Genomic DNA, 12,215 nt, shown 5'->3' with positions numbered 1-12,215 from the left:
TTGGTACTAGTGCATTTGCAATAAAATTGCAGAGGCTTTTATTTGTATACGAAAGAGTGATAGCGATACTTTTAAAGTAACTCGTTTTAAAATCTATACGATAATATAACCAAGCTCTTTAGATAGATAATAATTTCTAATCTAATGTGCTGCTATTAGTGGCAGTGCAAGCGTTCGCTTAACGGCACCGAGTGCGAGTCCGGCGCAATTATATCCTGACACCGCGGCTGGTCGCACTCCCCTCATCGCCAGCCTGAACACCAGCGTGATTGCCATGCATGCGAGGCTGTGAACGTTTTCAATCATCCAGTCGATGCGCCGCTCGAAATCCGGGCAGTGCCGGCTGAGATTCAGGATGGGCCTCGAATGGCTACTACTCCAGAGCAGCGCTCGATGGTTCGCGGCCGTCCATTTACTGGATCAATCTGAAGAGCGTTGGCAATTGGGCGAAATATATCCTGCCCACACTGACTTTCACGAGGGTCTGCCGGGGCATCACCGCCAGATCTCGATCGCCCAAGCCGCTGACACGCATGTCGTGTGCAAAACAAGCTTCTTCGGGGCCTCTCTGAAAGGGTGGGCATTGTAAGGCGAATAGTCGGGCATCAGGAGGAGTGATCCTGTCCATCAACCCCGCAACAGGTTGCCTGAACGGGGTCGAGAGCGCCGTCGTCGACCAAATCGCTCTGTGGCAATATGCGGTGCCTAGCGAATGCCCGCGGGTGAATGGCATTCGCTCAATTTCGACAAGTTGCTAAAGCACAAACTTCGTTCTAAATTGCATTCGAATGCAAAAGGAGGACGAGGGTGCGCTATCTGAAGAAGGGACTGGGACACGAAGCTCGTGTCGAAAATAACCGGTCAGTGCGCGAAACGGTGGAGGGCATCCTTGCCGATGTTGAAGCGCGTGGTGACGAGGCGGTGCGCGACCTGTCGATCCGCTTCGATCGTTGGGACCGTGACAGCTATCGGCTATCGGATGCTGAAATTCAGTCCTGCACAGATCAGCTAAGCCCTCAGGATCTCCGTGACATCGAATTTGCGCAGGCCCAGGTGCGAAATTTTGCACAAATCCAACGCGCAAGCATGAGTGATGTCGAGGTAGAGACGCTTCCCGGGGTTATTCTCGGGCACAAAAATATCCCGCTGAACGCAGCAGGATGCTATGTTCCCGGTGGTAAGTATCCGCTCCTCGCAAGCGCCCACATGAGCGTCATCACTGCCAAGGTTGCCGGCGTGAAACGAGTGGCGACCTGTGCGCCACCGTTCAACGGCGCAGCGGCTCCGGCGATAGTTGCCGCGCAGGCAATGGCAGGTGCTGACGAAATTTATTGCCTGGGTGGTATCCAGGCGGTTGCGGCAATGGGTCTGGGTACCCAGTCAATCGCACCGGTCGATATTTTGGTTGGCCCCGGCAACGCTTTCGTTGCGGAAGCCAAGCGACAACTATTCGGCCGTGTCGGCATCGATCTGTTCGCCGGCCCGACTGAGACTCTCGTGATCGCGGACGAGATCGGCGCAGATGGTGAATTGTGCGCGACCGACCTGTTGGGTCAGGCCGAGCATGGCCCGGATAGCCCCGCAATACTGCTTACCACGTCGGAGAAGCTTGCACATGATACGCTTGCGGAAATCGACCGGCTGTTAAAGATCCTGCCGACTGCCGACTATGCTCGCAAGGCGTGGGAGACGTACGGTGAAGTGATCGTCGCCGACTCCGACGAGGAGATGCTACAGATTGCAGATGATATCGCGTCAGAGCATGTCCAGGTGATGACCCGCGATCCCGATTACTTCCTGACTAACATGACCAACTACGGGGCGTTGTTTTTAGGGCCACGGACCAATGTCGCGTATGGAGACAAGGTGATCGGGACCAACCATACGCTGCCGACCAAGAAGGCGGCGCGCTATACAGGCGGGCTTTGGGTCGGCAAATTCCTGAAGACATGTACCTATCAACGGGTGACCAGCGACGCGGCATCGGCGATGATCGGGGAATATTGCAGCCGGCTGTGTGCACTGGAGGGCTTTGCGGGACATGGTGAGCAGGCCAATGTCCGCGTGCGCCGCTATGGTGGCCGCAACGTCCCCTATGCCGGCCGGGCCGAGCCGGTCGCCGAACCGGCGTGACGCTGCCGCGGACGCCCTCGTTCCGGCTAGATGACCGGCGCGCTCTGGTAACCGGAGCGGGGCGGGGCATTGGCCTGGCTCTCGCTGTGGCACTGGCGGAAGCGGGGTCCGAGGTGGTCCTTGTGGCTCGATCGGCGGACGAGATCGAAGCGGGTGCGGCCGCAATTCGCGCGGCCGGTGGGCGTGCTGATGCGGCGACGCTTGATGTTGCCGATGCCGAGGCGGTTGCCACCTTCTTCGACGAAAACGCTCCGTTCGACATATTGGTCAACAACGCCGGTACCAACCGGCCAAAGCCAATGCAGGAGGTGACCGCCGGCGATTACGATGCGGTGCTAGATCTGAACGTTCGCGCCGCGTTCTTCGTGTCGCAGGCCTGTGTAAAGGCAATGCTGGCCGGTGGCATCCGGGGCTCGTTGATTCATATAAGCAGCCAGATGGGACATGTCGGCGGACCGAACCGGTCGCTGTATTGTGCTTCAAAATGGGCGCTGGAGGGAATGAGCAAGGCGTTCGCGCTTGATCTGGCACCACACGGCATCCGATCGAACACGATCGCACCGACTTTTATCGAGACACCGCTGACCCGTCCCTATTTCGAGGATGCCGCGTTCAAGGCCAGCGTGCTAGCGAAGATCAAGCTTGGGCGGCTCGGTCAGGTTGAGGATCTGATGGGAGCTGCCGTCTATCTCGCCTCCGACGCCGCGGCGATCGTGACGGGTACCAGCCTGATCGTCGACGGCGGCTGGACTGCCGACTGACCCAAATCAAAAGAAAGCACCGCCATGCCCGATCATATCCAGACGACCCATGTCGGCTCGTTGCCCCGTAGTGCCGAGGTAACCGAACTGATCTTCGCGCATGAGCGCGGTGAATCCGTCGATGCTGACCGTTTCGACACGGTTTTGACGCAGGCGGTCGATACCTGCGTTGCGCGTCAGGTCGCCTGTGGCATTGATCTGGTGTCGGACGGCGAGATGGCCAAAATCTCGTATGCTACATACATCAAGGACCGGATCACCGGCTTCGATGGCGACAGCGAACGCACGCCGCCCGCCGATCTGGAGGCCTTCCCCTCCTTTCTCCAGCGGCAGGCGAAAAGCGGCGGCACGCCTACCTATCGCCGCCCGTGCTGCGTCGGCCCGGTGGCGCCGAAGACATTGAAACCGTTAGAGGAGGACCTTGCCCGCTTCGACGCGGCGATCGCGGCGCACGGGCCGGCGGGCGGTTTCATGAACGCTGCATCGCCCGGCGTGATCGCGCTGTTTCAGCCCGATCGGCATTACGGCTCGCAGGACGCGTACCTCGAGGCGCTGGCAGAGGCGATGCGCCCAGAATACGAAGCGATCGTCGCCGCTGGCCATGTGCTGCAGCTCGACAGCCCCGACCTCGGTCTGGGTCGGCACATGATCTTTAAGGATCGCAGCGACGATGACTATCTCATCTTGATCGCCCGCCATGTCGAGGTGCTGAATTACGCGCTGCGCAACGTGCCGTCCGACCGCGTTCGTATGCATGTCTGCTGGGGCAATTACGAGGGCCCGCATCACTGCGACGTCGAAATGCGGACGATCCTTCCGGTGCTTATGGAGGCCAAGCCGCAGGGACTGCTGTTTGAGACCTCCAACCCGCGCCACCAGCACGACTGGCAGGCGTTTCGCGACCTCGCCGCACTGATCCCGGACGATCGCGTGTTGATCCCGGGTGTCATCGATTCAACTACCAACTTCGTCGAGCATCCCGAGGTCGTCGCGCAGCGGATCGAGCAGTTTGCGATGATCGTGGGCCGCGAACGAATAGTGGCCGGCACAGATTGCGGCTTTTCGACATTTGCAGGCTTCGGCGCGGTCGATCCCGAAATCGTCTACGCGAAGCTCGCGACGCTTGCCGAGGGAGCTGCGCGTGCCAGCGAGCGGCTGTGGCGGGCGGCATGAGCGGCGGTCTGAAGCAGCGGCTCGCCGCTGGCGAGACGATTGTCGGGACCTTCATCAAGACGCCATCGCCGATCGTGGTCGAGGTAATGTCACTGACGGAGCTCGACTGTTTATGCCTCGATGCGGAGCATGCACCGTTCGATCGGCTGGCAATAGACGGCTGTATTATGGCGGCGCGGGCGGCTGCCACCGATGTACTGGTTCGTATTCCGCTGGTCACGCCCGAGCATGTGTTGAATGCGCTAGACTGCGGTGCGACCGGTATCGTCGCACCGCATATCCGTTCAGCGGAGGAGGCAGCAGCATTGATCGCGATGACGCGCTATGGTCACGGCGGGCGCGGCTATGCAGGATCGTCACGCGCAGCAGGCTACACAACCCGAACGATGGCGGCACACCTCGCGGCCTCGGCGGAGCATACGGTGGTTGTAGCGCAGATCGAGGATCCGGAGGCCATCGACGCGATCGACGCGATCGCGGGGGTGCCGGGGCTTGACGCGCTATTCGTCGGTCGGGCCGATCTGACGGTAGCTTATGGCGCCGAGACGCAGGACGACCAACGCGTTGTCTCGGCGGTTGAGGCGGTGTGCGCGGCGGGGAGGAGACACGGCGTGCCAGTCGGTATGTTCCTGGCCCGTGCATCTGACATCCCGCACTGGCAGGGGCAGGGCGCGACGTTGTTCCTGCTGGGATCGGACCACGGATTCATACTTGCCGGCGCAGCGTCCCTGGTTGCGGCGGCGAGGGGCTAAATACGACGTCCCGGAAGTAGCGGATTGGGGTGCGTCTCGGGTAGCCATAGCCAGATCAGCGCGGCCGCGGTGAAGGCGGCCGCGGCCGTCCCCATCGTGACGCCTAACCCGAAGCGCGTCGCAAGCGTGCCGGTAATAAGCGGCGCAAAGAAGGAGACCAGCCGTCCCCAGTTGAAGATCGACGCTGCGGTCGATTTCAGATGGGCAGGATACAACTCGGTCAGCCAAGGTCCCCAGATCACGCTGGTAGACAGCATGAAACCGTACACAACGCCGATCGAGCCGAGCAGTACTGCGTCGGTCTCGACATGCAGATACAGCAGAATTGCTGCAGCGGCTGCCAGAAAGCCGAGGGCATTGAAGCGCCGCCCAAACCGGTCGCCCGCCCAGCCCCAGACAAATCCGCCAATAATGTTGGCGCCAAACTGCCAAGCAACCAGACGGCCCATCGCGGTCGGATCCAGCCCGCGAACGTCACGCAGATATGTCGACAGCCAGCCGCTATAAGCCTGATAGCCGAAGAAATTCAGGCCGGTCAGTGCTGCCAGGAGCAAGGTGCGGGCGCGCAGCCCTGGGGCGAACAGTTCCAACACAGGCAGGCGTGCCGTCTTATCGATAACCCGCGCACGCACGTCTGCCGACTTCGGGATCAGAACGAAGGCGAGCCCGGCAAGCAGGATCGGCGGCACTCCCCCAGCCAGCAACAGCGCTCGCCAGTCGCCATTCAGCCAGCCGCTCGCAAGGCCTAGTATGGTGATCGCGCTGGAAAAGATCGCGTTGATGAGGCTGGCGAGCCGCCCGCGTACGCTGGGCGAGAACAGGCCGACATAAATGCCGACGACGATCGGAAATATGCCGCCCAGAAACAAGCCCAGCACAACCCGCTGTGCCAGGTAGGCTGAATAGCCGTTAACAAAACTTCCTGCGATCAGCGTTGCGCCATAGCCAACCATGACCAGCGCTAGCATAGCGCGTCGGCCGAACCGGTCTGCCAACTGCCCGATCACCACCGCGCCTACCAGCGCCCCTGCGCCTTGTGCGGAATAGCCCGATCCCGCCTGGGTGAGCGACAGCCCCAAGGTGTCGCGCATGTAAGGACGCAGGACGTCGACGCTGTTCCATGCCCAGCTGTAGAAGAACTCTGCTACCATCAGGAAAGCGAAGGCGACCACCGCACGGCCCAGCGGCGGGCGGCAGGTCGCGTCCTCATGGAGAGCGGATGGTTCCGCCAGTGTACCGGGGGCGGCGTCCGCCACCGGAAGGATGGCGGACGACATCGACTTCAGTACCGAACGCCGACCCGCAAGCCGTACACGCGCGGTGGTCCATATGACTGCTGGATGCGCTGGTTGTTGCCGACCGTGGAGCTGTATAGCACCGCTTTCTTGGTCAGGTTGTTGCCGAATGCTTCGACGTAGAGGCTGGAAGTAGCTGAGGTCCAGCGCAGGCTCGCGTCGAGCAGCGCATAGGCGCCCTGCCGATCAAGTCGGGTATTGTAGTCGGTGGAATAGTAGGACGTCGAATATAGCACGTTCACCGACGGCGTGATCCGCGCGCCGCTCGCCATTTCAAGGTCGTAATAGACGCTCGCTGTGCCCTTGAACGTCGGCGACATCGGAACGTCCTTGCCCGCTAGATCGACTGTCACAGGATCGCCGTTAACTGCGGTGTAAAACGGGTTGGGGCGCGTGTAGGCAGTGAACTGAGCATCGAGCAGCGCGCCGGTCAGGTCGACGTGCAGTCCCTGCAAGGGAAGGGTGCGTAGTTCGACCTCGGCGCCATAGCTGCGCGCGGCACCGGCGCTGGCGTAATAAGACAAGTTGGTCCGCTGATCGAGAATCGTGATCTGCAAGTCCTTATAGTCGTTGTAGAACGCCGACAGGTTCAGGATCATGCGCCCGCCAATCAGCGTGTTCTTGCTGCCAATCTCGTACGCGGTAACCGTCTGCGGCGCGTAGCTGAATGGAATTGCCGCGTTTGAGGAATTGTTGTTGATACCCCCCGACGAAAAGCCGGTCGATACTGTACCGTACAGCATCATCCGGCGACTGGGTGTGAATTCGACGCCGCCCTTCCACGTGACCTTGTCGAAAGTCGGCTCGCCAGTCGCACGCGCGGCGGTCTGTGTGGTAAAGTTAAACGTTCCCGGGGCAGCGGTGAAGTTTGTGATCAGATAGCCCTTACTCTCGTCGGAGTAGCGGACACCGCCGATAATCTTTAGTGTATCGGGAACGATCGCCAGGCTTGCCTGGCCGTATGCGGCGTAGGCCTTGGTGTTGATATCAGTTCGAGACTGTGTGCCGCGGGTGGTGCCGGTCGTGTAAACCTGCTGGTAATACTCGGTGATCTTGTCGTGGAAATAATAACCTCCGACAATCCACTCGAACGCCGATGATCCGGCCGAGGCGAGCTGCACCTCCTGCGTCAACGAGGTAGTGTAGGTGTTTGCCGCCTGCAGACCCGAAGCGGCGAATCCACCTGCCGTGCCCGTAGCGGGAAAAACAACGCTCGTCTGGTCCAGATCGGCGCTGCGATAGGCGTGGAAATCGGTGTAGCCGGTGATCGAGCGCAGTGTGGCAAAGCCCAAATCAAACGCGATCAAGCCACTGCCATACTTCTGTCGGAGTTGTTCGAACGGTTTATAGTCCCACGAATTTGTGTAAGGATCATTGGTCACCGACACGCCGATGTCGACACCGTTAATAAAGTTGCTGCCATTCCGGGCACTGGGATTCACCGCATAGGGCTGACCATTGATAGAACGCAATCCGGTCGCCGGATTGATGAGCGTACCGCCGACGCGGTATCCGTAAGCGCCGCCGCCGGTGTTGTTCCGCTCCCAGTAACCGCCGCGTGCGTCAATCTGGATTTCGGGCGTCAGCGTGATCGCTATCGCACCGCGCAGCGCGGTCTGATCCTCGTCGAGCAGGCGAAAACCGCCTGTCGAGCGAACATAGCCATCATGCTCACTGTGATAGCCGGCGACGCGTAGCTGGACAGCATCGCTGACGGGCAGGTTCAGATAGCCGTCAAACTGGCGCAGGTCATAGTTGCCCATTGTGCCGTTCGCCCCGGCCTCGAACCGTTTGCTAGGGGCATTGGTCGTAACGCTCAGGTTGCCGCCGAAGGTATTACGGCCATACAGAGTGCCTTGAGGTCCGCGCTGCACCTCAACCCGCGCCACGTCGAACAGCGGGATGCTCTGCTGCTGGGTGCGGCTCTGATAGATGCCGTCGAGATAGAAGCCGATTACCGGATCGCTCTGCGCGCTGACCAACTGGGTGCGTACACCGCGGATTGCCGGAAAAGAGTCCGAACCCTGTTGACCCCAGGTCAGGCCGGGCGACAGCAATTGCAGGCGGCTGGCATCGGTGATGCGGATCCGGTTCAGGTCCTCCGCACTGACCGCGGTGACGGATAGCGGCACGTCCTGCAACCGCTCTGTACGGCGCTGGGCTGTGACAACGATATCTCCCAGCCCGCCAGTATTGCTTTCTGTCGGCTCGCTCGCGACGCGGTCGGCGGCGGCTGGGGATTGTTCGGCGGAACCCGCAGATGCGTCGATAGGCGCCGTTTGCGCCACTGCCGGCAGCGACAGCATCGCCGCCAGGATCGTCAAGGACACGCCGCCCAGAACCCGCTTGCTCATTCCCCAACCCCCAATCGTTACTAAACGGCTCTGCCGCTTCGTTGGACAATGGCTATCGGCGGCTGATGTCACTGTCCAGTCAAATTTGCATCCGAATGCAGGATGTATTTGGTCATGATATTTGAACAGGACAGCGGTTTGCCATTTCCATTTGAGGTTCAAAAGGGTCAGCGCTGACTAGGAAATCGCTCTAAAACCGGGCAGATTTCCCGGGGACGAATGCACCGACGAAGGAACGACGCTCCGCCGGTAAGGTAGGATCTTCAATCCGTTCCATCAGCATCTGCACCGCCGCGGCGGTCATCCGGCGCACCGGCTGGCGGATTGAGGTAACCTGATAGCTCATCCAGCCTGCCGGATCTGATCCGTCAAATCCGACGACGGAGATATCATCTGGAACCCTTAATCCCAGATCGAAGCGGCATCCGTCGATGGCTCCGATGGCCATAACGTCGCTGACACATACAACTGCGTCCAACGACGGTGTAGCATTGGCCACTATCGCGACCGCTTCCCGGCCGCTGGCGTAGCTGAAGTCGCCCCGCACGACGGGCGTGTCTACGATGCCTGCTTCGACCAGCCGCGCGAGGGCCGCCTGACGGCGTTCCTCACCGACAGCGCTGTCCTCGGGGCCAGCGACCACGGCGAAGCGGCGATGACCGGCAGCGAGCAATCTATCGATCAGGTCACGCTCTCCCGTCGTCGAGTCGCACCAAACGCTAGGCGTCAGATGCTCGCCGGCGGTCCTATTGTAGAGGACGATCGGGATACCATGACGGCGGATGCCGGCGATTTGATCGTTATCGAGGCGCGCGGCCGAGATGATGCCATCGACATCGTGGCGCCAGACCTGTTCGAGGATAGAGTCGATCTCGCTCTCAGCGGTCAACGCGAACAGCAGGACGCGGATGTCGCGGTCGGTCAACTGACGGCTGATTTCTGCCAGCACTTCCGGATAATGGAGGTTGGTCAAGCGCGAGATGAATACTGCCACTAGATTGGTGCGCCGGGTGATCAGCGCCTGTGCCAGTGCGTTGGGGCGGTAGCCAAGCTCGGTTGCCGCCTTCATGACCTTCGCACGGGTTGCCGGTGCGATGCTGCCGCCTGGCGCGAAGCACCGCGAAACGGCCGACTGCGATACGCCTGCCATACGTGCGACATCATAGGACGTCGCCCGCCGCACGCTGCCGAACGCAACCGGATCGACCGATGTCGCGACAGTTTGCTTGATGCCATCTTCACTTTTTCGATCAGACTTCGCCACCAGACCCCCGTGACATTTGCATCCGAATTCAATATGATCTTCCCAGCGCCACGGCGTGGCAGCGCAGAGGAGAACGAAATGGCCGACGTGGCACCGAAGGGGTTCGAGCAGACAACAGTGTATGTCAAGGCGCCTGCACGCGACTCGATCGGCGATCAGCAGGGCGTGTCGGGGTTGGTCGAAGTCATTCTGACGCACGTTCGTACCCGCGGCGATGCAGCGGTCCGCGAATACTCGGTGAAGTTCGATCAGGCGGATGTCGATGTGTTTGAAGTATCCATGGCCGACCGGGAGGCTGCGGTCGCTGAACTCGATCCGCAGACCCGCGCTGACACGGAGTTCGCAATCGACAACGTCCGCCGCTTCGCTGAGGCACAGCTGGCGACCATACTGCCGCTTGAAGTTGAGCCAATGCCCGGCCTGCATCTCGGTCACCGCGTGATACCGATCGATCGGGTCGGCGCCTATGTGCCTGGCGGCCGCTTCCCGCTGCTATCGGCGCCGATCATGACGATCGTGCCGGGCAAGGTGGCAGGGTGTCGCGAAGTGGTCGCCTGTCTGCCGCCTAACGCCCATCGCGCAATGATCGCCGGTTGTCACTTGTCAGGCGCTGACCGAATCTTCCGTATCGGCGGTGCGCAGGCAATCGCCGCCATGGCGTTCGGCACGGAAACCGTACCGCAGGTCAACAAGATCGTCGGCCCCGGCAACGCCTTCGTTAATGAGGCAAAGCGGCAGGTGTTCGGACCGGTTGGGATTGACCAGCTGGCAGGTCCGTCTGAGATATTCGTACTCGCCGATGCCAGCGGCGACCCCCGTCTGATCGCGACCGATCTGCTAGCGCAGGCCGAGCATGACGTGCGCACCCGCGTCGGCTTGATCACCACCGATCGCGCGGTGGCGGAACGGACTGCAGATGAAGTCACGCGCCAGCTGGAAATGTTGAAGACAGCGAACATTGCAGGGGTCAGCTGGGCGGATTATGGCGAGATTGTGCTGTGCGAGGACGAGGCGGCGATGATCGCCTATTCAGATCATGTGGCAGCTGAGCATTTGCAGGTACACACTAGCGACGCGCATGGGCTGGCCGCCAAACTGCGCAACTATGGATCGCTGTTCATAGGCGAGAACGCCAGCGTCGTTTATTCGGACAAAACGGTAGGGACTAATCATACGCTGCCGACGATGGGCGCGGGACGTTATACTGGCGGATTGTGGGTTGGTAGTTACGTCAAGATCGCCACACATCAATGGCTCGACGACGAAGCAGTTTTGAAGGTCGGTCCGCCCGCGTCGCGGCAAAGCGCCAGCGAGGGGTTGGACGGTCATATGAAGGCGGCGCAGGTGCGCGTCGACAAGCTGCACCAGATGGCGACCGGCTGAAGAACGGCGGGTCAGGGCCGGATCATAATCCGGCCCGCCGCACCCTTCTCAGTTATTCGCACTGCATCGTTGATCGCGGTTAGTGGCAGGATCGCACCAATCTGCCGGTCCAGGTCAAGCAGACCGTCTTCATAAAGCGCGAAGATGCGGCCAAAATCGGTCGCAGGCTGGCCGCCGCCATAGATCGAGCCGATGATGCGTTTCTTTGAGCCCGGAAAGCCGCTCGCCGGTATAGTAATGTCGGTGCCGCTGGCAGTGATCCCCACGACGACCAATGTACCTGCCGGCCGCGTAACGGCATAAGCAAGCTGCATGGCCGATGCTTGCCCGGTGCACTCGATCGCATGATCGACGCCGCGCCCGTTGGTCGCGGCGCGGATACGATCCACGGCATCGCTATCGCGCGCATCGATGAATATATTCGCGCCAGCCGCTGTTGCCGCGACTTGTTTGTCGGGATCGATATCCACTGCGACGATCGTGCCGGCACGTGATAACCGCGCAGCCTCCAACGCGTTAATCCCGACGCCGCCGATGCCAAATACGGCGATGCTGTCACCAGGCTGGGCCCCGGCGTCGTAGACGACAGCGCCGAACCCGGTCGTGACCGCACATCCGACCAGCGCGCCAACCGTGAAGGGCACGGCATCAGGCAATCGTACGCATGCCGCCTCCGGCACGACCGCGTATTCTGCAAAAGACGAGATGCAGCTGTAATGCCGGATGGATCCGGCAGAACCAAGGCGGCTGGTGCCGTTCCACAGCGTGCCCGTGGCTGCCGCCGTATTATAGACGCTGCACAGCGTCGGATGATCGCGTTTGCAATAGAAACAGTGCGCGCAATTCGGTGCCCAGGATAAGGCGACACGGTCGCCAGCGGCGATCCGGCCACCGCCGCCGCCTCCAATTTGCTCGACGGTGCCGGCCGCCTCATGACCCGGTATCAGCGGCAGCTCAATCGGTACCTTGCCGCGGATGACGCTGACGTCACTTTGACAGATGCCCGTCGCGGCAATGCGGACCAGTATCTCGCCCGGTTGCGGCGGGGCAATCACAACGTCTTCGACGCAAAGGTCGAGGCCAGTTCGGCGCAGCACGGC

The 12,215-nt window shown here is 60.8% G+C and carries 9 protein-coding genes; 5 read left to right on the top strand and 4 right to left on the bottom strand.

Translation table 11 applies throughout. From position 1 onward, the window contains the following. Positions 1–807: 807 nt before the first annotated feature. From hisD (ASG67_RS14040) to ASG67_RS14025, 4 genes are read left to right on the top strand one after another with little or no spacing between them, the layout of a single operon-like run. Positions 808–2,133: a histidinol dehydrogenase gene (gene hisD, locus ASG67_RS14040; RefSeq protein WP_056531364.1), complete on the top strand. Its 1,326-nt coding sequence runs from the start codon at positions 808–810 to the stop codon at positions 2,131–2,133. Then, a complete protein-coding gene (locus ASG67_RS14035; protein WP_056531362.1) occupies positions 2,130–2,894 on the top strand; it encodes an SDR family NAD(P)-dependent oxidoreductase in 765 nt (254 codons plus the stop codon). Before hisD (ASG67_RS14040) ends, ASG67_RS14035 begins: the two co-directional genes overlap by 4 nt. 24 nt (positions 2,895–2,918) lie before the next feature. Further along, on the top strand, positions 2,919–4,067 hold the full coding sequence (locus ASG67_RS14030; protein ID WP_056531360.1) for a cobalamin-independent methionine synthase II family protein: 1,149 nt from the start codon (positions 2,919–2,921) through the stop codon (positions 4,065–4,067). After that, a complete protein-coding gene (locus ASG67_RS14025) occupies positions 4,064–4,819 on the top strand; it encodes an HpcH/HpaI aldolase family protein (protein WP_056531472.1) in 756 nt (251 codons plus the stop codon). Before ASG67_RS14030 ends, ASG67_RS14025 begins: the two co-directional genes overlap by 4 nt. Here the strand turns inward: ASG67_RS14025 and ASG67_RS14020 are convergent. The 3 genes from ASG67_RS14020 to ASG67_RS14010 all read right to left on the bottom strand — a co-directional run bounded on the left by ASG67_RS14020 (position 4,816) and on the right by ASG67_RS14010 (position 9,732). Continuing rightward, positions 4,816–6,096 (bottom strand): MFS transporter, encoded by a 1,281-nt coding sequence (locus tag ASG67_RS14020; protein ID WP_056531358.1) that lies wholly within the window; start codon positions 6,094–6,096, stop codon positions 4,816–4,818. The genes ASG67_RS14025 and ASG67_RS14020 overlap by 4 nt on opposite strands. Positions 6,097–6,101: 5 nt before the next feature. Then, a complete protein-coding gene (locus ASG67_RS14015) occupies positions 6,102–8,468 on the bottom strand; it encodes a TonB-dependent receptor (RefSeq protein ID WP_056531356.1) in 2,367 nt (788 codons plus the stop codon). A 190-nt stretch (positions 8,469–8,658) separates the two neighbouring features. Continuing rightward, complete coding sequence (locus ASG67_RS14010) at positions 8,659–9,732, bottom strand: LacI family DNA-binding transcriptional regulator (protein ID WP_056531354.1); 1,074 nt, start codon at positions 9,730–9,732, stop codon at positions 8,659–8,661. Positions 9,733–9,810: 78 nt separating this feature from the next. On the opposite strand from ASG67_RS14010, the gene hisD (ASG67_RS14005) reads away from it, so the two are divergent. Then, positions 9,811–11,115 (top strand): histidinol dehydrogenase, encoded by a 1,305-nt coding sequence (hisD, locus tag ASG67_RS14005; protein WP_056531471.1) that lies wholly within the window; start codon positions 9,811–9,813, stop codon positions 11,113–11,115. A gap of 11 nt (positions 11,116–11,126) precedes the next feature. Here hisD (ASG67_RS14005) and ASG67_RS14000 read toward each other — a convergent pair whose 3' ends face one another. After that, a complete protein-coding gene (locus tag ASG67_RS14000) occupies positions 11,127–12,212 on the bottom strand; it encodes an alcohol dehydrogenase catalytic domain-containing protein (RefSeq protein ID WP_162244365.1) in 1,086 nt (361 codons plus the stop codon). Positions 12,213–12,215 lie beyond the last annotated feature (3 nt).

Origin of the sequence: Sphingomonas sp. Leaf339 (genome assembly GCF_001426195.1) — a bacterium.
Lineage (GTDB): Bacteria > Pseudomonadota > Alphaproteobacteria > Sphingomonadales > Sphingomonadaceae > Sphingomonas.
This window is presented reverse-complemented; position numbering and strand designations above follow the sequence as displayed.